The organism is Georgenia satyanarayanai, from assembly GCF_900116375.1.
In the GTDB taxonomy this organism is placed as follows: domain Bacteria; phylum Actinomycetota; class Actinomycetes; order Actinomycetales; family Actinomycetaceae; genus Oceanitalea; species Oceanitalea nanhaiensis.
Genome location: NZ_UETB01000005.1, coordinates 38,565 through 58,133, shown reverse-complemented (window position 1 = coordinate 58,133; position 19,569 = coordinate 38,565). Strand labels below are relative to the sequence as shown.

General features: G+C 73.2%; 21 protein-coding genes. 17 read left to right on the top strand and 4 right to left on the bottom strand.

The genetic code is table 11. From position 1 onward, the window contains the following. Positions 1-71 precede the first annotated feature (71 nt). Positions 72-818 carry a SurA N-terminal domain-containing protein gene (locus DSZ44_RS08805; RefSeq protein WP_110852255.1) on the top strand — a complete coding sequence of 249 codons (747 nt, stop codon included), beginning with the start codon at positions 72-74 and terminating at the stop codon, positions 816-818. 5 nt (positions 819-823) lie between these two features. On the opposite strand, the gene DSZ44_RS08800 is transcribed toward DSZ44_RS08805, so the two are convergent. Together DSZ44_RS08800 and DSZ44_RS08795 are read right to left on the bottom strand one after the other, a co-directional pair. Continuing rightward, the gene (locus DSZ44_RS08800) at positions 824-2,293 is read right to left on the bottom strand and encodes a gluconokinase (RefSeq protein ID WP_110852254.1); all 1,470 of its coding nucleotides are present in this window, start codon (positions 2,291-2,293) and stop codon (positions 824-826) included. Positions 2,294-2,337: 44 nt separating this feature from the next. Next, on the bottom strand, positions 2,338-4,524 hold the full coding sequence (locus DSZ44_RS08795; protein ID WP_110852253.1) for a RecQ family ATP-dependent DNA helicase: 2,187 nt from the start codon (positions 4,522-4,524) through the stop codon (positions 2,338-2,340). 435 nt (positions 4,525-4,959) lie between these two features. On the opposite strand from DSZ44_RS08795, the gene DSZ44_RS08790 reads away from it, so the two are divergent. Genes DSZ44_RS08790 through DSZ44_RS08745 form a run of 10 tightly spaced genes read left to right on the top strand, consistent with a single transcriptional unit; the run spans position 4,960 to position 13,391 of the window. Then, positions 4,960-5,967 (top strand): siderophore ABC transporter substrate-binding protein, encoded by a 1,008-nt coding sequence (locus DSZ44_RS08790; protein WP_110852252.1) that lies wholly within the window; start codon positions 4,960-4,962, stop codon positions 5,965-5,967. Positions 5,968-6,017: 50 nt separating this feature from the next. Beyond that, the gene (locus DSZ44_RS08785) at positions 6,018-7,010 is read left to right on the top strand and encodes an ABC transporter permease (protein WP_502530283.1); all 993 of its coding nucleotides are present in this window, start codon (positions 6,018-6,020) and stop codon (positions 7,008-7,010) included. A 55-nt stretch (positions 7,011-7,065) separates the two neighbouring features. Continuing rightward, a complete protein-coding gene (locus DSZ44_RS08780) occupies positions 7,066-8,088 on the top strand; it encodes an iron chelate uptake ABC transporter family permease subunit (protein ID WP_258369380.1) in 1,023 nt (340 codons plus the stop codon). Next, a complete protein-coding gene (locus DSZ44_RS08775) occupies positions 8,085-8,840 on the top strand; it encodes an iron ABC transporter ATP-binding protein (RefSeq protein WP_110852250.1) in 756 nt (251 codons plus the stop codon). Before DSZ44_RS08780 ends, DSZ44_RS08775 begins: the two co-directional genes overlap by 4 nt. Positions 8,841-8,896: 56 nt before the next feature. Then, on the top strand, positions 8,897-10,027 hold the full coding sequence (locus tag DSZ44_RS08770; protein ID WP_110852249.1) for a histidinol-phosphate transaminase: 1,131 nt from the start codon (positions 8,897-8,899) through the stop codon (positions 10,025-10,027). Then, entirely contained in the window at positions 10,024-10,629 is a 606-nt protein-coding gene (gene hisB / locus DSZ44_RS08765) for an imidazoleglycerol-phosphate dehydratase HisB (RefSeq protein ID WP_110852248.1), read from the top strand. Before DSZ44_RS08770 ends, hisB begins: the two co-directional genes overlap by 4 nt. Continuing rightward, a complete protein-coding gene (locus tag DSZ44_RS08760; protein WP_110852247.1) occupies positions 10,626-11,162 on the top strand; it encodes a hypothetical protein in 537 nt (178 codons plus the stop codon). The genes hisB and DSZ44_RS08760 overlap by 4 nt, the downstream gene beginning before the upstream one ends. A gap of 17 nt (positions 11,163-11,179) precedes the next feature. Further along, positions 11,180-11,827: an imidazole glycerol phosphate synthase subunit HisH gene (gene hisH / locus DSZ44_RS08755; RefSeq protein ID WP_110852246.1), complete on the top strand. Its 648-nt coding sequence runs from the start codon at positions 11,180-11,182 to the stop codon at positions 11,825-11,827. Between the two features lie 35 nt (positions 11,828-11,862). Continuing rightward, complete coding sequence (gene priA, locus DSZ44_RS08750) at positions 11,863-12,594, top strand: bifunctional 1-(5-phosphoribosyl)-5-((5-phosphoribosylamino)methylideneamino)imidazole-4-carboxamide isomerase/phosphoribosylanthranilate isomerase PriA (RefSeq protein ID WP_110852245.1); 732 nt, start codon at positions 11,863-11,865, stop codon at positions 12,592-12,594. Beyond that, positions 12,591-13,391, top strand: a complete 801-nt coding sequence (locus DSZ44_RS08745; protein WP_146237507.1) for an SseB family protein — start codon at positions 12,591-12,593, stop codon at positions 13,389-13,391. The genes priA and DSZ44_RS08745 overlap by 4 nt, the downstream gene beginning before the upstream one ends. A 108-nt stretch (positions 13,392-13,499) precedes the next feature. Here the strand turns inward: DSZ44_RS08745 and DSZ44_RS08740 are convergent, their stop codons facing one another. Together DSZ44_RS08740 and DSZ44_RS08735 are read right to left on the bottom strand one after the other, a co-directional pair. Continuing rightward, the gene (locus tag DSZ44_RS08740; RefSeq protein WP_258369347.1) at positions 13,500-14,237 is read right to left on the bottom strand and encodes a trypsin-like peptidase domain-containing protein; all 738 of its coding nucleotides are present in this window, start codon (positions 14,235-14,237) and stop codon (positions 13,500-13,502) included. Beyond that, positions 14,234-14,920 (bottom strand): hypothetical protein, encoded by a 687-nt coding sequence (locus DSZ44_RS08735; protein WP_110852243.1) that lies wholly within the window; start codon positions 14,918-14,920, stop codon positions 14,234-14,236. Before DSZ44_RS08735 ends, DSZ44_RS08740 begins: the two co-directional genes overlap by 4 nt. A gap of 172 nt (positions 14,921-15,092) precedes the next feature. Between DSZ44_RS08735 and infC the strand changes: the two genes are divergently transcribed. The 6 genes from infC to pheS all read left to right on the top strand — a co-directional run bounded on the left by infC (position 15,093) and on the right by pheS (position 19,568). Beyond that, a complete protein-coding gene (infC, locus tag DSZ44_RS08730; protein WP_110852384.1) occupies positions 15,093-15,779 on the top strand; it encodes a translation initiation factor IF-3 in 687 nt (228 codons plus the stop codon). Positions 15,780-15,860: 81 nt separating this feature from the next. After that, positions 15,861-16,055 carry a 50S ribosomal protein L35 gene (gene rpmI / locus DSZ44_RS08725; protein ID WP_110852242.1) on the top strand — a complete coding sequence of 65 codons (195 nt, stop codon included), beginning with the start codon at positions 15,861-15,863 and terminating at the stop codon, positions 16,053-16,055. Between the two features lie 25 nt (positions 16,056-16,080). Then, on the top strand, positions 16,081-16,461 hold the full coding sequence (rplT, locus tag DSZ44_RS08720; protein WP_110852241.1) for a 50S ribosomal protein L20: 381 nt from the start codon (positions 16,081-16,083) through the stop codon (positions 16,459-16,461). A 6-nt stretch (positions 16,462-16,467) separates the two neighbouring features. Continuing rightward, positions 16,468-17,466, top strand: a complete 999-nt coding sequence (locus tag DSZ44_RS08715) for a TrmH family RNA methyltransferase (RefSeq protein ID WP_110852240.1) — start codon at positions 16,468-16,470, stop codon at positions 17,464-17,466. A 36-nt stretch (positions 17,467-17,502) separates the two neighbouring features. Further along, positions 17,503-18,138: an RNA 2',3'-cyclic phosphodiesterase gene (gene thpR, locus DSZ44_RS08710; RefSeq protein ID WP_110852239.1), complete on the top strand. Its 636-nt coding sequence runs from the start codon at positions 17,503-17,505 to the stop codon at positions 18,136-18,138. Positions 18,139-18,500: 362 nt separating this feature from the next. Then, positions 18,501-19,568: a phenylalanine--tRNA ligase subunit alpha gene (gene pheS, locus DSZ44_RS08705; RefSeq protein ID WP_110852238.1), complete on the top strand. Its 1,068-nt coding sequence runs from the start codon at positions 18,501-18,503 to the stop codon at positions 19,566-19,568. Position 19,569 lies beyond the last annotated feature (1 nt).

Sequence of the window (19,569 nt, the reverse complement as noted above, 5' to 3'; positions counted from 1 at the left end):
GCGGCGCGCGGCTTGCGTCGGGGGTGGTGCGGCGCGCACGCTGGAACCTCGTCTTCCGGAGAGGAAACCCCATGCGAACCAAGGTTGCCGTGGCGACCGCTGCCCTGCTGCTGGCCCTGACGGCCTGCGGATCGGGCGACGACGAGGCCGACCCGACCGCGGAGACGAGCACGCCTGCCGCTGAGGAGACCGCGAGCCAGGAGGCCCCCACGCCTCCCGCGCCGGACCTCGAGGGCCTGCCCGACGTCGTCGCCGAGGTCAACGGTGCCGAGGTCACCCTGGAGGAGTTCACCCAGGTGTACGAGGGCCAGCTCCAGCAGGCGTTCATGCAGTCGCAGATGTCGGGCGAGGAGGTCGACCAGGAGGCTCTCAAGCAGAGCACCGCGGAGGGCCTCGTCGACACCGAGCTGCTCCTCGCCGAGGCCGCGGCCCGCGACATCGCCCCCACCCAGGAGGAGATCGACGCCGCCGCCGAGGAGATCGCCGCCTCCAGCGGGCTGGGGTCCGCCGACGAGCTCTTCACCGCTCTGGAGGAGCAGGGGCTGGGCCGCGAGGAGGCCGTCGCGCAGATCGAGGAGCAGACGGCCCTCGAGCAGCTCTTCGCCGACGAGGCGGGAGAGTTCACCCCCTCGGAGGAGGAGGCGCGCGAGCTCTACGACTCCGCCGCCGAGCAGGGCGGGGGCGAGGGCGAGCTGCCCGCGTTCGAGGAGGTGCGCCCGCAGATCGAGGCGCAGCTCCAGCAGCAGCACGAGGGTGAGGCCGTCGAGGTGCTCCTCGAGCAGCTGCGCGGTGACGCGGACATCACCTACCACCTGTAGGTCGCTCAGCCCACCACGGCGGAGTAGAGCGCGGCGAAGCGCTCGGCGCGCTCGGCGTAGTAGTCGGCACGGGCGGCCACCGGCTCGACGGTGGCCGCCGTGGTGGGCGCTGCCCGCTCCACGTCCGGGGCCAGGGTCTGCAGTGCGAGCAGCGCCGTCCCGTGGAGCGTCGAGCGCTTGATCGTCACGGGCGTCACCGGCACCCCGGTGACGTCGGCGAGGAGCTGGAGCAGGTGCGGCAGTGACTGGCTCATCCGGCCGCTCGCGAGGATCTGCTCGGGCAGCGGGGCGACCCGCGTGAGCTCGGCGACGACCCGGCCGTAGCTGAGGGCCACGCCCTCGAGCATGCCGCGGGCGATCGCCGCGGGCGTGGTGGCCGCGGACAGGCCGACGAGCACGGCCCGGGCGTCGGCCGCCCACCCGGTGCTCCGCTCCCCGGTGAGGAAGGGCAGGGCCATCGGCGTCGTGGGGTCGACCTCCGCGGCGAGCACGCCGTCCAGGTCGACGTCGTCCAGCCGCAGCGTCGCCTCCAGCCAGCTCGCGCCACGTCCGACGTCGTTGAGGGCCCCGCCGAGCAGCGCGTGGTCGGCGTCCACCCGGTAGGCCCACAGCCCCGAGGGCAGCTCGGGCACCTCGGCCGGGACACGGACCCGCACGGCACCGCTCGTGGCGAAGGACGCGACGACGGTCCGGGCGTCGCTCGCCCCCGTCCCGATGTTCGCGGCCAGGCCGTCGGTGACGACCGGGAACCACGCCGCCGCCGCCAGCGCGGGCCAGCGCGTCGTGACGCCGGTGAGCGGCTGGTCGGGGTGGTGGACGGGGGACAGGGCCGCGGCGCTGATGCCCGCGACGGCGAGCATGCGCTCGTCCCACGTGCCGGAGAGGCGGTCCAGCAGCCCCGACCAGGCCGCCGCCGACGTGCCCACGGCCGTGGTGCCGGTGAGGCGCAGGACGACGAGCTCGCCGAGGGTCAGCCAGCGGGCCACCTCGTCGAACAGCCGGGGCTCGGTCTCCCGCAGCCAGCGCAGCCGCGCGGGCAGGTAGCTCGAGTGGAGGCGGGTGCCCGTGCGCTGCTGCACCTCCGCCTCGTCGAGCTCGGCGCGCAGCGCCGTCACCTGCGGCGCGCAGCGGGAGTCGGCGTAGGTGTAGCACGGGGTGAGCGGCTCGCCCGCGGCGTCGACGCCCACGAGCGAGGAGGCGAAGGTGTCCAGCGCGACCCCGGCGATGCGGCCGGCCAGCTCGGGGCGCGCGAGGACGTCGATGATCGCCGCGACCTCGTCGACCACCTGGAGGGGCTCGATGACCGAGGTGCCGTCGGTGGCGGTGGTGAAGGCGTGCGGGACCTTGTGCTTCATCCCGTCGACGGGCATCCCCCGGGCGTCGTACAGCCCACCGCGGCTCGCGGTGGACCCGACGTCCACGGCCAGCACGAGAGGGTCGACGGCGTCCTTGAGGTCAACGGTGAACGAGGGCATGGTTCCTCCGGTCGGCTGCGCCCGATCGTACGGCGCGGCGCCGGTCAGCGCTGGGCGAGCACGAAGGGGTGCACGGCCGCGGCGCCCGCCTGCCGCAGCAGCCGGGCGGCCACGGTGAGGGTCCAGCCGGAGTCGGTGAGGTCGTCGACGAGGAGGACCGAGCGGCCCGGCAGGCCCGCCAGCGCCGCCTCGCCGAGGTCGAGGCGCAGCCGCTGGTGGACACCGGCCAGCCGGGTGGCGGAGTTGACGTCGTGGCGGCCGGGCGGGCGGGCCGGGTCCGGGGCGACGGCCCCGACGAGCGGGACCTGGGCCAGGTGCGCGACGCCTCGCGCGAGGTGGTCGAGGAGCTGCGGCCGGGTGGTCGAGGAGACGACGACGACGCCCTCGACCTGTCCACCACCCTCGCGGATCGCGGCGAGCTGGTCGGTGAGCACCCGCTCGACGGCGCCGCGCAGGCCCGTGGGCAGCGCGCCGTCATGCCCACCGTGCGCCTCCCCGCCGGCCGGCCGGTCCGGTGAGGGCTCGAGCATCTCGCGCAGGGCGGCGGACCAGCCCAGCCCGTCCAGCCGCGCGACCGCGCGCCCCGGCTCCGCCTGCTCCCCAGGAGGGATGCGTCCCTGGAGCGGGACGCCCACCGCGGCCATCCCGGTGGGCCACTGCTTGCGGGGCGCGACGTCCGCACCCGGGCGGTCGAGGACGGCGCGTGCCTGCTCGAGGCGGGCCTCGTCCACCGTGGCGTCCAGGTCCAGGCCCCCGCACAGGTCGCAGCGTCCGCAGCGCCAGCCCTCCTCCAGCTCCCGGTCGGAGAGCTGGGCGCGCAGGTAGGCCATCCGGCACTGCCCGGCCCCGAGGCCGACGTAGGCGACCATGGCGTGCTGCTCACGCTCGCGGGCGGCGTCGACGCGGGCGTAGCGCTCGGCGTCGTACTCCCAGGGCCGCCCGGTGCTGCGCCAGCCGCCGGCCACCCGCTCGACCGCGCCGTCGACGTCGAGGACCTTGAGCATCGTCTCCAGGCGGGTGCGGCGCAGGTCGACGAGCGGCTCGAGACGCACGGTGGACAGCGGCTCGTCACCCAGGGCGGCGAGGACCTCGCGCACCGCGTGCTCCGGCGGGAAGGCGAGGGAGCCGAAGTAGGCCCAGATGTCGCGGTCCTCGGGGCCGGGCAGGAGCACGACGTCGGCGCGGTCGACGCCGCGACCGGCGCGGCCCACCTGCTGGTAGTAGGCGATGGGGGAGGAGGGCGCGCCGAGGTGGACGACGAAGGCGAGGTCGGGCTTGTCGAAGCCCATTCCCAGGGCGGAGGTCGCGACGAGGGCACGCATCCGGTTGGCTCGCAGGTCCTCCTCAAGCTGCTCACGGCGTGCCGGCTCGGTCCGACCGGTGTAGGACTCGACCTCCAGGCCGGCGGCCCGCAGCTGCTCGGCGACCTGCTCGGCCTGGGCCACGGTGAGCGTGTAGACGATCCCTGAGCCCTCCCAGGACGCCATCCGCTCGGCGAGCCAGGCCACCCGCTGGGCCTGGTCCGGCAGGCTGAGGACGCCCAGCCGCAGCGACTCGCGGTCCAGGGAGCCGCGCAGGACGAGGACGTCGCCGTCCTCACCGGTGCCGAGCTGCTCGGCGACGTCGGCGCTGACGCGGTCGTTGGCGGTGGCGGTGGTGGCGAGGACCGGCACCCCGGCCGGGAGATCCTCCAGGAGCGTGCGGATGCGGCGGTAGTCGGGACGGAAGTCGTGACCCCAGTCGGAGATGCAGTGAGCCTCGTCGACGACGACGAGGCCGGCGGTGGCCGCCAGCTGCGGCAGCACCTCGCTGCGGAAGCCCGGGTTGTTGAGCCGCTCCGGCGAGCACAGGACCACGTCCACCTCGCCCGCGGCGATGGCGGCGTGGACCGACTCCCACTCGGTGACGTTCGCGGAGTTCACGGTCACGGCGCGGATCCCGGCGCGGGAGGCCGCAGCGATCTGGTCCCGCATGAGGGCGAGCAGCGGGGAGACGATGACGGTGGGCCCGGCCGGCGGGCGGCCCTCGACCCCGGCGCGGAGCAACGCGGTGGCGACGAAGTACACCGCCGACTTCCCCCAGCCGGTGCGCTGGACCACCAGGGCGCGTCGGCGGTGGACGACGAGCGCCTCGATCGCCCGCCACTGGTCCGCCCGCAGCCGGGCGTCGGGCCGTCCCACGAGCGCCTGGAGCGCGGCCTGTGCCCGCACCTCGGTCGTCACTGTGTCCATGTCGCCTCCCGGTCCCTACGCTCCCACGTCCCTCCGACACCCGGGGTCGGGCCCGCACGGGGGTCGCGCGGACTGCTCCCAGGAACAACTCAGCTCTCGGCGCGGGGGATGGGGGCGCGGGTGTGGGGAGCGCGGGGATGGGGGCGCGGGGGATGGGGGCGCGGGGATGGGGGCGCGCGGATGCGGACGCGGGGATGGGGCGCGGGAGAGGGGGCGGGGTGAGTTGGCTCACATCGCGGGCATTTCGGAAACGGGCGCGGGTGCGCGCGAACGGCGGCGCCCCGCCGACTTCCCTCCTCCGATGGGATGAATTACGCAACGACGTCGGTATCAAATTGGCATGAGGGGCTTGTAGGTAAGGCTTACCTAACGCTTACATTGACCCTGGCCGGACCGGCGCCACCGGCCGCCACAGACCACGAGCGAAGGACACCCATGAGCATCGCTTCCCCTGTTCGTCGGCCGGTGCGCCTCGCCGGCGTGGCCGTCGTCGCCGCCCTGGCGCTGGCCGCCTGCGGCCAGGCCGACGGCGCCACCGACGCCGCTGCCGACGACGACGCGAGCGCCACGACCGTCGAGGTCGAGGACAACAACGGCACGCAGACGATCACCACGCCGCCGCGGTCGGTCGTCGCGACCGACAACCGGACCTTCGAGACCCTCGCCGCGTGGGACGTCGAGCTGAGCGCCGCCGCCGTCGCGCTCATGCCTGACACGATCCCCTACGCGCAGGACGAGTCGATCATCGACCTCGGCAACCACCGCGAGCCCGACCTCGAGGCCGTCGTCGCCGCCGAGCCGGACCTCATCATCAACGGCCAGCGCTTCGCCGACTACCACGACGACTTCACCTCCCTCGCCCCCGAGGCCGTGGTCCTCGAGCTCGACCCGCGCGAGGGGGAGCCCTTCACCGACGAGCTCAAGCGCCAGACCACCGTGCTCGGGGAGATCTTCGGCAAGCAGGCCGAGGCCGAGGCGCTGAACGCCGACCTCGACGCCGCGATCGAGCGCGCCCGCGCCGCCTACGACCCCGCCGACACCGTCATGGCCGTCATCACCTCCGGCGGCGAGATCGGCTACTCCGCCCCGGGCGCCGGCCGCACGCTGGGCCCGATCTTCGACGTCCTGGGCCTCACCCCGGCCCTCGAGGTCCCCGAGGCGAGCGAGGACCACCAGGGTGACGACATCTCCGTCGAGGCCATCGCCGACTCCAACCCCGACTGGATCCTCGTCATGGACCGTGACGCGGCCGTCGCCGCGGACGACCCGGAGTACGCGCCGGCCGCCGAGGTCCTCGAGGCCTCCGAGGCACTGACGGGCGTCACCGCGATCCAGCAGGACCGGCTCGTCTACATGCCCGCGGACACCTACACCAACGAGGGCATCCAGACCTACACCGAGTACTTCAACTCCCTGGCCGACGCCTTCGAGGCCGCGCGCTGACACCGCCCGGCGGGGCCGGCGCGAGCCGGCCTCGCCACCCCACGACGAGGATGACGATGACGACCACTGCCGCCGGGCCCCGCGCCCGGACCGAGGGGCGCCTGCTCGACTGGCGTCTCCTCGTCGGCGTCGCCGCCGTCGGCGCCCTCCTCGTCCTCTCCCTCTTCACGGGTGTCTACGACGTCGTCGGGGCCGACGACGGCGCCGAGATGTTCGCGATCACGCGCGTCCCGCGGACGATCGCCCTCGTCCTCGCCGGCGCCGCGATGGCGATGTCCGGGCTCGTCATGCAGCTCCTCACCCAGAACCGCTTCGTCGAGCCGACGACGACGGGCACCACCGAGTGGGCCGGTCTGGGCCTGCTGGCGGTCACCATCCTCGTCCCGGGCGCGAGCATCGCCGCCCGCATGGGCGGGGCCATCCTCGCCTCCTTCATCGGCACGATGCTCTTCTTCCTCTTCCTCAGCCGCGTCTCCCTGCGCTCCTCGCTCATCGTGCCGATCGTCGGGATCATGCTCGGCGCCGTCGTCGGCTCGGTGTCGACCTTCATCGCGCTGCAGACCGACATGCTGCAGAACCTCGGCGTCTGGTTCGCCGGCAGCTTCACCTCGGTGCTGCGCGGGCAGTACGAGCCGCTGTGGATCGTCGCCGTGGTGGTCGTCGTCGTCTTCGTCGCCGCGGACCGTTTCACCGTCGCGGGCCTGGGCAAGGAGATCGCCACCAACGTCGGCCTCGACTACACCAAGGTCATCCTCCTCGGTACCGGCCTCATCGCCGTCGCCACCGGCGTGGTGACCGTCGTCGTCGGCAACCTGCCCTTCCTCGGGCTCATCGTCCCCAACATCGTCTCGCTCGTCCGGGGCGACGACCTGCGCAGCAACCTGCCGTGGGTCTGCCTCCTCGGCATCGGCATCGTCGCCGCCTGCGACCTCGTCGGCCGGACGATCATCATGCCCTTCGAGGTGCCCGTGTCCCTCATCCTCGGCGTCCTGGGCGCCGCCGTCTTCGTCCTCCTCATCCTCCGGCAGCGTCGTCGTGGTTAGCCTCCTGCCCGCGACGTCGCGGACCACGCCCCCCGCCACGCGGACCACGCCCCCGCTGGCGGCGCCCGCGCCGCGACGGCGTGCCTCCGGGCCGCTACCGACCCGCCGTTCCCGACGGCGGTACGTGGCCGTCGTTATCACCCTCGCCGTCCTCGCCCTCGCGCTCGGGGCCGGGCTGGTCGTGTGGGACAACCCGATGCCGTTCGGGTCCGACGGCTTCTGGCGCATCGTCCAGCTGCGGCTGAAGAACGTCCTTGTCATGGCGATCGTCGCCTGCTGCCAGGCGATCGCCACCGTGAGCTTCCAGACGGTGACGAACAACCGCATCATCACGCCCTCGATCATGGGCTTCGAGTCCCTCTACGTCGCGGTGCAGACCGCGGCCGTCTACTTCCTCGGCGCTGCCGGCATCGTCGCGCTCACCGGCCTGCCGCAGTTCGTCCTCCAGGTCGGCCTCATGGTGGGCCTGGCCGTGGCGCTGTACGGCTGGCTGCTGTCCGGCAAGCACGGCAACCTCCACGTGATGCTCCTCATCGGGATCGTCATCGGCGGGGGCCTGGGCTCGGTGTCGACCTTCATGCAGCGGCTGCTCACGCCGAGCGAGTTCGACGTCCTCACCGCGCGCCTGTTCGGCTCGGTCACCAAGGCCGACGCCTCCTACCTGCCGGTGGCCGTCCCGCTCGTCCTCGTGGCCGGTGGCCTGCTGTGGGGCCGGGCGCGGCGCCTCAACGTGCTGGCCCTGGGCAAGGACGCGACGACGTCGCTGGGCCTGAGCCACCGCGCCGAGCTCGTCAAGGTGCTGCTCCTCGTCGCCGTCCTCATGGCCGTCTCGACCGCCCTCGTCGGGCCGATGACCTTCTTCGGCTTCCTCGTGGCGACCCTCGCCTACCAGTTCGCCGACACCCACGACCACCGCCACGTGTTCCCGGTGGCGGTGCTCGTCGGGTTCGTCGTCCTGGCCGGCGCGTACTTCGTCATGAACCACGTCTTCTACGCCCAGGGCGTGGTCTCGATCATCATCGAGCTCGTCGGTGGTTCCGTCTTCCTCGTCGTCATCCTGCGAAAGGGACGCCTGTGATCACCCTGAGCGACGTCCGCAAGGACTACAGCAGCGAGGTCGTCATCGGCCCCGTCGACCTCACCATCCCCGCGGGCGGGATCACCGCCCTCATCGGACCCAACGGGGCGGGCAAGTCGACGCTCCTCACGATGATCGGGCGGCTGCTCGGCCTGGACTCCGGGACCATCGAGATCGCCGGCTACGACGTGACGAGCACCGCGTCCAAGGACCTCGCCAAGATCGTCTCGGTGCTGCGCCAGGAGAACCACTTCATCACCCGGCTCACGGTGCGCCAGCTCGTCGCCTTCGGCCGCTTCCCCTACTCCAAGGGCCGCCTCACCGCGGTCGACGAGGAGCTCGTCAGCCAGGCCATCGACTTCCTCGAGCTCGCGGACCTCGAGGACCGCTACCTCGACCAGCTCTCCGGCGGGCAGCGCCAGCGCGCCTACGTCGCCATGGTGCTGTGCCAGGACACCGAGTTCGTCCTCCTCGACGAGCCGCTCAACAACCTCGACATGCGCCACTCCGTGCAGATGATGAAGCACCTGCGCCGGGCCGCGGCCGAGCTGGGCCGCACGATCGTCGTCGTCCTCCACGACATCAACTTCGCCAGCCACTACGCCGACTACATCTGCGCGGTCAAGGACGGCAAGGTCGCCGAGTTCGGCACCTGCGAGTCGATCATGACCGAGCCGGTCCTCACGCGGGTCTTCGACACCCCCGTGCAGGTCATCGACGGACCCAACGGGGCGCTGGCCGTCTACTACTGACGCCGGCTCCCGGCCCGCGAGACCCCCGGCCCCGGCGGGCGCCGTAGACTGACCCGGTGCCTTCGACCTCCCTCCCGGTACGTCCGGACCTGGCGGGCCTGACCCCCTACGGGGCCCCGCAGCTCGACGTCCCGGTGCTCCTCAACGTCAACGAGAACCCTCACCCGCCCTCGCCGGAGGTCGTCGCCGACCTCGCCGCCGCGGTCGCTGAGGCGGGCCCCGGGCTCAACCGCTACCCGGACCGCGACTTCCTCGCGCTGCGCGCCGACCTCGCCGACTACCTCCACGTCGAGTCCGGGGCCACCGGCCTGGGTGCCGAGAACGTGTGGGCGGCCAACGGCTCCAACGAGGTCATGCTCCACCTGCTCCAGGCCTTCGGGGGGCCGGGCCGCACCGCGCTGTCTTTCGCGCCCACCTACTCGATGTACCCCGAGTACGCGCGCGACACGATGACGGCGTGGGTGACCGGACGCCGCGAGGAGGACTTCACCCTCGACCCCGCCCACGCCGTGGCCCAGCTGACCGAGCACCGCCCCGCCGTCGTGCTCCTCGCCAGCCCCAACAACCCGACCGGCACCGCGCTGCCGCTCGCGACCATCGAGGCCGTCGCCGAGGCGGCCCGCACCACCGGGCCGGCCGGTCTCGACGGCGCCCCCACGGCGTCCGTCGTCGTCGTCGACGAGGCCTACGCCGAGTTCCGCCGCGAGGGCACCCCCAGCGCCCTGGCCCTGCTCGACCGCTACCCGCACCTGGCGGTGAGCAGGACGATGTCCAAGGCCTTCGGGCTCGCCGGCGCCCGCGTGGGCTACCTCGCGGCGGCCCCCGGGCTCGTCGACGTGCTGCGGGTCGTGCGGCTGCCCTACCACCTGTCCGCCGTCACCCAGGCCGTCGCGCGGGCCGCGCTGCGCCACCGCGGCGCGCTCATGGCGCAGATCGCCGAGCTGCGCGCCGAGCGCGACCGCACCGTGACGTGGCTGCGCGACCAGGGCTTCACGGTCGCGGACTCGGACGCGAACTTCGTGCTCTTCGGCCACCTCGAGGACCGTGAGAGGGTGTGGCAGGGGCTGCTGGACCGGGGAGTTCTCATCAGGGTCGTCGGTCCGCCAGGATGGCTGCGGGTATCGATCGGTACCGCTGCGGAGATGGCCGCCTTCCGGGCGGCCCTACAGGAGGTGCTCGGGCTGTGACTGGGACGCGAACCGCGCGACTGGAGCGCACGACGTCGGAGTCGAGCGTCGTCGTCGAGCTCGACCTGGACGGCACCGGCCGCACCGAGATCTCGACGACGGTGCCCTTCTACGACCACATGCTCACCGCGCTCGGCAAGCACTCGCTCATCGACCTCACCGTCCGCGCGACGGGCGACACCCACATCGACGCCCACCACACCGTGGAGGACGTCGCCATCACCCTGGGCGAGGCGCTCAGGGTGGCGCTGGGGGACAAGCGGGGCATCGCCCGCTTCGGTGACGCGCTCGTCCCGCTGGACGAGGCGCTGGCCCAGGCCGTCGTCGACGTGTCCGGCCGTCCCTACCTCGTCCACAGCGGCGAGCCCGCCGGTCAGGAGTACCACCTCATCGGCGGCCACTTCACCGGCTCGCTCACCCGTCACGTCCTGGAGTCGATCGCCCACCACGCGGCCATCGCCATGCACGTGCGCGTCCTCGCCGGGCGCGACCCCCACCACATCGTCGAGGCGCAGTTCAAGGCCGTCGCGCGGGCGCTGCGCGCCGCCGTCGCGCCCGACCCGCGCGTCGAGGGGATCCCGTCCACGAAGGGCGCGCTGTGAGCGAGATCCCGGCGGTCGCCGTCGTCCTCACGCCCGTCGCGTCCGCGTCGGCGCTCGCCGGACTGTGCGCGATGCAGGACGTCGACGTCCACGTCGTGCCCTCCCGCTCGGGCGCCGTCGCCGTCGTCGAGCTCGAGCCGGCGCCGGAGGCACCGCCCACGGACGAGTGGGACATCACCGAGCTGCTCGGCACCCCCGGTGAGGAGGTGCCCGCCGCGGCCGACGAGGCGGCCCGCACCCTGTCCCGGCTCACCAAGGCCGGGGTCGTCCTCATCACCGCCTCCCTCGCCCAGGACGCGGGCTTCGAGCGCGGCCTGTCCGGCCAGCTCACCGCCCGCCGGTACGCCGGCGGGGAGCGCGGGGAGGACGTCGCCGTGGGCCTCGTCCTCGCGGGCGCCGACGACGTCGTGGAGGACCTGGTCCTGGGCCGTGTGCGCGTGACCGACGTCCCCGGCCACGCCCGCTCGGGCGACCTCCCGCGCTGGAAGGCGGCGCGGATGTTCGCCAAGGGCCTGCGCAAGCCCCGCCCCTGAGCGCGTAGACTTCTGCGGTGACCAGCCAGCCGAACGTCGTCGTCCTCGACCACGGCTCGGGCAACGTCCGCTCCGCCGTCCGCGCGATCGAGCGGGCGGGGGCCCACGTCGAGCTCACCTCCGACCCCGACCTCGTCGCCGAGGCGGACGGCCTCGTCGTCCCCGGCGTCGGGGCCTTCGCCGCCGTCATGCGCCAGCTGCGCGAGGTGGGCGGTCCCCGCATGATCGAGCGGCGGCTCGCCGGCGGGCGCCCCGTCCTAGGCATCTGCGTGGGCATGCAGGTGATGTTCGCCGCCGGCAAGGAGCACGGGGAGCACGCCTCCGGCCTGGACCAGTGGCCTGGCACCGTGGACCGCCTCGAGGCCCCGATCGTCCCCCACATGGGCTGGTCGCCCGTCCGGGCGCCCGAGGGCACCACCCTGTTCGACGGGCTGCAGGACGAGCGTTTCTACTTCGTCCACTCCTACGCCGTCCAGGAGGACCCGACCACGGACTTCGAGTCCGGCTCGCCGCTCGAGCGCCCGCTCGTCACGTGGGCCGAGCACGGCAGCCCGTTCGTCGCCGCCGTCGAGAACGGTGCGCTGTCGGCCACCCAGTTCCACCCCGAGAAGTCCGGCGAGGCCGGTATCCAGCTGCTCCGCAACTGGCTGAGCACCCTGCGCTGACGCGCCGCGCGTCGCGCCGACCGAGGAGAATGTGCATGTCCCGCCGCCTTGAGCTGCTCCCTGCCGTCGACGTCGTCGAGGGCCAGGCCGTCCGCCTCGTCCAGGGGGAGGCCGGGTCCGAGACCTCCTACGGCGACCCGGGGGAGGCGGCCCGCACCTGGGCCGAGCAGGGCGCGGAGTGGATCCACCTCGTCGACCTCGATGCCGCCTTCGGGCGCGGCTCCAACGCCGAGCTGCTCGCCGGGCTCGTGGCCGGCCTCGACGTCGCCGTCGAGCTCTCCGGCGGCATCCGCGACGACGAGAGCCTGGCCCGCGCCCTGGACACCGGTGCCCGCCGCGTCAACCTCGGCACCGCCGCGCTGGAGAACCCCGAGTGGACCAGCAGGGTCATCGCCCGCCACGGCGACCGCATCGCCGTCGGCCTCGACGTGCGTGGCACGACCCTGGCCGCGCGCGGCTGGACCCGCGAGGGCGGGGACCTGTGGGACGTTCTCGCGCGCCTGGACGCCGACGGCTGCGCCCGCTACGTGCTCACCGACGTCAAGAAGGACGGCATGCTCAGCGGCCCGAACCTCGACCTCCTGCGCGAGGTGTGCGAGCGCACCGAGGCTCCCGTCGTCGCCTCCGGCGGGGTCTCCTCACTCGAGGACATCGCGGCGCTGCGCACGCTCGTCGACGCCGGCGTCGAGGGCGCCATCGTCGGCAAGGCCCTGTACGCCGGCGCCTTCACCCTTCCCGAGGCGCTGGACGTCGCGGGGCGGCCGTGAGCCCGCTGCCCCCCGGGATGATGCCCGGCGGCCAGGCGGACTCCGCCGGGCAGCCGTGGACCGGCCGCACCCTCAAGGCCAACCCGTTCTCCGGTGACGACGGCGCCGCACCTGCGGAGCTCGTCGCGGCGCTGGCCGTCGAGGACGAGGCCGAGCGGCTCATAGCCGTCGCCGACGTGCTGCGCACGGCGCGGGTCATCGTGCCCGTCGTCGCCCACGCCCACCCCGGGCTCGAGGAGGACGGCTCGGTGGCCGGGCACACCAAGCACGGCTCGGGGGACCCCCAGACCGACGCCTGCGCCTCGGCCGCGATGGTCTCGGTGCGCACCCCCGACGGCCGGGCCGCGCTGCCCGTCTTCAGCTCGGTCGAGGCGATGCAGGCGTGGGACGCCACCGCCCGGCCCGTCCCCGTCGAGGGGGTGCGGGCCGCCCTGGCGGCCGTGTCCGACGCCGACTCCATGCTCGTCCTGGACGCCGCCGGACCGGTGACGGCGCTCCTGGGCCGTCCCGCCGTGTGGGCGATCGTCCACAACGAGCCGTGGCTGCCGTCCTGGCGGGACCCCGAGCTCACCCAGGTGGCCGTCGACGCGCTGCGCGGGATCACCGAGCTCACCGCCGTCCGCCTCGAGCGGGGGGAGCGCAGCGAGCTGCGGGCCCTCCTCGCCCTGGCACCCGGCCTGAGCCGGGAGCAGATGCTTGACGCCGTCACCCGCGCCCAGGAGGCGCTGCGTGCGGACCCGGTCTTCACCGACCGGGTCGACTCCCTCGAGCTCTACCCGATGGCCGTCGCCGGCTGACCCACCGCCGAGAGTCGACTTGTCGCCGAGAGTCGACTTACCGCCGACAGCCGACTTACCGCCGACAGTCGACTTACCGCCGAGAGTCGACTTGTCGCCGAGAGCCGCTCAGTCGCCGGCGGTGTCCCGGCACGAGGTGATCGGCTCGAAGGCCTCCTCGGCGAGGAGGTCGTGGAGCGTGCTCACCGGCACCATGTAGCTGTTGCCCCACACGTCCATCGCGTAGACGACCCCGACGACCTGCCCGTCGCTGCCGAGGACGGCGCTGCCCGAGGACCCGTGGTCCACCTGCGCGTTGGACCGGCCCACCATGCCGAGGTCCGAGCCGAGGGTGTCGAGCTCGTAGCCGAGCACCGAGCCGGCCGCCGTCGTGAGCTGGCCCCCGCGGGGGTAGCCGACGACGGTGATCTCGTCCCCGACGGCGGCGTCCACCGGCGCCAGCCCGGGGACCGTGGTGAGGGGCTCGGCGGTCCGCAGGAGGGCGAGGTCGGCGACGTCGGTGACACCGGCGGAGACGGCGTCGATCTCCCGACCGTCGTAGGTGGTCACCTGGAGGCGGTCGGCGTCGGCGACGACGTGCCGGTTGGTGATGACGGTGCGCTCGTCGAGGGCGAAGCCGGAGCCGGTGGTCAGCTGCCCGCAGCCGACGTTGCGGATGCGCACCGCCATCTGCTCGGCCGCGTCGACGCCGTCGGGGGACAGGGCGCCGGGGTCGGCGAGCTGGGGCGCCTCCACCTCCGGGACGAAGTCCTCGGGCATGCCGCCGGGCATCGCGGGGACGACGCCGCACCCGGCGAGGACCGCGAGCGTGGCGACGCCGAGGGCGACGCGGCGCGTCGTTCTCACTGGCTGCCCACCTCCTCCTCGAGGCTCGTGTGGGCCTCCTCGGCGCGGGCGCACAGGCCCGTCACCTGCTCGCGGAGCGCGGCGAGGTCCACCTCGGGCTCGCCGGGCTCCTCGTCGGCGTCCTCGGCGTCCTCGCTGTCGGACGCCGACGGCGAGGCGCTCGGTGCGGGCCGGGCCTCCTCCTCCAGGTGCGTGATGAGGTCCTCCTGGCCGGCGATGCACTCGTCCATCGCGCCCGCCACGGCTGCCGCGTTCGCCGAGAGCTGGCGCTGGTACTCGGCCACCTGCCGCTGCACCTCACGGTCGTCGCCGGTCTGGGCGACGGCGTCGGCGAGCTCGTGGATCTGCTCCTGCGCGACCTCGAGCTGGCTCTCGACGAGGGCGAGGGTGCCGCGGGACTCCTCGAGGTCGGCGCGCACCTGCCCGAGCTCGGCTCCGAGGTCCCGCGAGGTCCCCTCGAGGGCCACGGCCCGGTCCTCCCAGGCGCGCGCCAGCGCGAGGAGGTAGCCGGCCGCGGCAAGCGCGAGCACGAGCGCGACGGCAAGGACGACGACGGGCCACCGCCGGCGGTGATCTCGCCCACCGTCCCGCTCGCCCTGGTCCGCAGCGACCGGGAACTCCGCGGGTACGCTGGGGACCGGGGCGGTCTCTGGGCCCTGGTCCCTGTGCGTCCGGCTGCTCATGCGTGCTAGTCTCTCAGACTGACCGACCGGAACGCGTGTTCCGGTGTGCAAGCGGAGATTCTCCCACCTTGTCTCGACAGTCTCGCAAGAGCGACAGAGTCCGGGTCCAAAGGTCGCTGAGGGGTAACCCTCGGCACGGGTGACACCGTGCAGCGACCCCTGTGAGGCCTCCGTGCGCACCTGTGGACGGAGGCCTTCTTCGTGCGCAGACAGCGACGAGCAGGAGGAGCAGCACATCAGCGAGCCCCGTATCAACGACCGCATCCGTGTGCCGGAGGTCCGCCTTGTCGGACCCGGCGGCGAGCAGGTGGGCGTTGTCCGTGTGGAGGACGCCCTGCGTCTGGCCCAGGAGGCCGATCTCGACCTCGTGGAGGTCGCACCCGATGCGCGCCCGCCCGTGGCCAAGCTCATGGACTACGGCAAGTTCAAGTACGAGTCGGCCCAGAAGGCGCGCGACGCCCGTCGCAACCAGGTCAACACCGCGCTCAAGGAGATCCGGTTCCGTCTCAAGATCGACCCGCACGACTACGCGACCAAGAAGGGTCACGTCGTGCGGTTCCTCGAGGGCGGCGACAAGGTCAAGGTCATGATCATGTTCCGCGGTCGCGAGCAGTCGCGCCCGGAGATGGGGATGCGGCTGCTGCAGCGTCTCGCCGAGGACGTCAGCGACCTCGGCTCCATCGAGAGCTCGCCCCGACTCGACGGGCGCAACATGACGATGGTCATCGGCCCGCACAAGAAGAAGCAGGGTGGCAGGAGCGAGCAGCGCCGCGCCCGCGACAAGAAGGCGGCCGACCAGGCCGCCGAGGCCACGGCGGAGGCCCCCGAGGCCGCCGACGAGGCCCAGCAGGAGGCGTAGCAGCCGCTACGCGACGCCAGGAACCGGCGCCAGCCGGCAGACACGGTCGTGCGTCCGCGCACGGCCCGAATGAGGAAGACGATGCCGAAGAACAAGACGCACTCCGGTGCCAAGAAGCGTTTCCGCACCACCGGTAGCGGCAAGCTGATGCGCGAGCAGGCGAACCGCCGGCACCTCTTCGAGGGCAAGCCGTCCAAGCGCACCCGCCGTCTGGCGATGGACAAGGCGGTCTCGCCGGCCGACGCCCCCAAGATCAAGAAGCTGCTCGGCAAGTAAAGCCGCCCTACCTAAGGAGAACGACGTGGCACGCGTCAAGCGGGCGGTCAACGCCCACAAGAAGCGCCGGACTACCCTCGAGCGCGCCAGCGGTTACCGCGGCCAGCGCTCGCGTCTGTACCGCAAGGCCAAGGAGCAGGTCACCCACTCCCTGACCTACAACTACCGCGACCGGAAGGCCCGCAAGGGTGACTTCCGCCGGCTGTGGATCCAGCGCATCAACGCTGCGGTCCGCGCCGAGGGCATGACCTACAACCGCTTCATCCAGGGCCTCAAGGCCGCGGGTGTCGAGGTGGACCGTCGCATGCTCGCCGAGCTCGCGGTCAACGACGCGGCGGCCTTCGCCCAGCTCGTCGAGGTGGCCAAGGCCAACCTGCCCGAGGACGTCAACGCGCCTGCCGCCTGACGTTCGATGACCGAACGCCCGGACCTGCTGACCAACCCCCGATCCGATCGGGTGCGGATGGTCAAGCGGCTGTCCGGGCGTTCGGCGCGTCTGCGCCACGGCCAGTTCCTCGTCGAGGGGCCGCAGGGCGTGCGGGAGGCCGTCCGTCACGCCCCCGAGCGGGTGCGCGACCTGTACCTCTCCGAGGACGCCGCGGAGCGGTACCCGGAGATCCTCGCTGCCGCCCGCGGGGCGGTGGCCCACGTCCACCTCGCCACCGCCGAGGTGCTGACGGCGATGAGCGGGGACGCCCAGGGTGTGCTCGCCGTCGTCCACGCCGAGCCGGCCCGGTTGCCCACCGGTGTGATGCGCCTCGTGGCGGTCCTGCCGTGGGCGGCCGACCCGGGCAACCTCGGCACCATCGTGCGCGCCGCGGACGCGGCGGGGGCGGACGCCGTCGTGCTCGGTCCGGGAAGCGTCGAGCCCGCCAACCCCAAGGTCGTGCGCTCGACCGCCGGCTCCCTGTTCCACCTCCCGGTCGTGCCGGTGGAGGACCTCGCCGGCACGGTTGCGTCCCTGCGAGCCGCCGGTGTCCAGGTGCTCGCCGCCGCCGCCGACGGCGAGTGGGACCTCGACACCCTCGCCGACCACGCCCTCCTCGCCGCCCCCCTCCCCGCAGACGGCGCCGCCCCCCTCCCCGCCGACAGCTCACTTGTTACCGACGGCGCCGCCCCCCTCCCCGCCGACAGCTCACTTGTTACCGACGGCGCCGCCCCCCTTCCCGCCGAGAGCTCACTTGTCGCCGAGAGCTCACTTGTCCCCGAGAGCGCACCTGTCGCCGCGCCCGACCTTCGCCGGCCGACCGCCTGGCTCTTCGGCAACGAGGCCCACGGGCTGCGACCGGAGGAGCGGGACCTGGCCGACGCCGTCGTCGGCGTGCCGATCCACGGGCTGGCCGAGTCGCTCAACGTCGCCACGGCGGCCACCCTCTGCCTCTACGCTTCCGCGCGCGCCCAACGTCGCTGAAGCGCTCCCGGCCGGTGCCCGTGGCACGATGCCGAGATGCGCCTCTTCGCCGCGCTGCGCCCTCCGGCCGAGGTTCTCGACCACCTCGACCAGGCGCTGCAGACCGTCTCACCGCCGTGGCTGGGCGCCGGCCCGCCACCGCTGCGGTGGGTCGCGCCGGAGCAGCGGCACGTGACGCTCGCCTTCTACGGGGAGGTTCCCGACGGCGCACTCGACGACCTCGCGGGTGCACTCACCGCCGTCGCGGCTGAGCACGACCCGCTGCGGCTGCAGCTCACCGGCGCGGGTATCTTCTCCCGCGCGACGCTGTGGGTGGGGGCGCGCGCTCTCGACGACGACGCCGCACTCGTCCGGCTCATGGCCGACTGCGGCGCCGCGGGCGAGGGCGTCTCGCACCTCGAGCCCCGTGACCGCAACCGTGCCCACCTCACCGTCGCGAGGCTCAGCGCACGTCAGCACCGCGAGGAGGCCGACCGACGACGCCGGTCGCGGCGGGGCGAGCAGCCCCGCGCGCCGTCGATCGACCTGCCCGCGCTCGCCCACGCCCTGTCGCTCTACCGCGGTCCGGAGTGGGTGGCTGAGCAGATCGAGGTGGTGCAGTCCCGCCTTGGTGCGGGTCGTGGTGGCGGCCCGCAGCACGAGGTCGTGGCCACACTGCCGCTCGGGACCTAGCTGCGCGGCGCGGACACCTTCGGCGGTCGGTAACAACTCAGCGGTCGGGAACAACTCAGCGCTCGGGAACAACTCAGCGCTCGGGAACAACTCAGCGCTCGGGAACAACTCAGCGGCTGGTGGGAACAACTCAGCGGTCGATGGCGAGTCGGCTGGCGGTAACAACTCAGCTGTCGGCGGTAAGTGCACTCTCGGCGGGGGAGGGGGCGGGGCGGTGTGGGAGGATGAGTGCTATGCGTGGCGATCGTCGATTTAGTGGGCCCGTTCGGGTCCTGCGCTGACGCGCGCACAGCCCGAGCGGGCACGACGACTACAGTCCTGTGCTGGATGCCGACAGGCACGACGACGCTCGGAAGGTTCGCATGACCACCCCACCCCTGTCCCCGCTCGACGCCGACGGCGTCGCAGCAGCCGTCGAGGAGGCGCTGGCCGCCGTCGCGGCGGCGACCACGCTGGAGGAGCTCAAGGCCGCGCGCCTGGCCCACACCGGTGACCACGCCCCCCTCACCCTCGCCAACCGCGAGATCGGCCGCCTGGAGCCCAAGGACAAGGCGACCGCCGGCAAGCTCCTCGGCCAGGCCCGCGGCCGCCTCCAGAAGGCGATCGCCGCCCGCCAGGCCGAGCTCGAGGTCGTGGAGGAGGAGCGCCGGCTGCGCGAGGAGCGCGTCGACGTCACCCTCCCGGTCGATCGCCGCCCCCGCGGGGCCCGCCACCCCCTGGAGACCATCCAGGAGGAGATCGGCGACTTCTTCACCGCCATGGGCTGGGACATCGCCGAGGGCCCGGAGGTCGAGCACGAGTGGCTCAACTTCGACGCCCTCAACCACGGCCCGGACCACCCCGCACGGCAGATGGCCGACACCTTCTACGTCCAGGGCACCGCAGAGCAGGACACCCCCGGCCTCGTGCTGCGCACCCACACCTCACCGGTGCAGGCACGCACCATGCTCAGCCGCGAGCTGCCCATCTACATCGCCTGCCCCGGCAAGGTCTTCCGCAACGACGCCCTGGACGCCACCCACACCCCGGTCTTCCACCAGGTCGAGGGCCTGGCCGTGGACAAGGGCCTGACGATGGCCCACCTCAAGGGCACCCTCGACCACTTCGCCCGCGCGATGTTCGGTCCCGAGGCCCGCACCCGCCTGCGCCCGAGCTTCTTCCCCTTCACCGAGCCCAGCGCCGAGATGGACCTGTGGTTCCCGCAGAAGAAGGGCGGCCCGGGCTGGATCGAGTGGGGCGGCTGCGGGATGGTCAACCCGCAGGTGCTCGTCGCCGCGGGCATCGACCCGGACGTCTACACCGGCTTCGCCTTCGGCGTGGGCACCGAGCGTGCGCTCATGCTGCGTCACGGCATCGCGGACATGCACGACATCGTCGAGGGCGACATGCGCTTCTCCCTCCAGTTCGGCACCACCGGAAAGGGGCACTGAC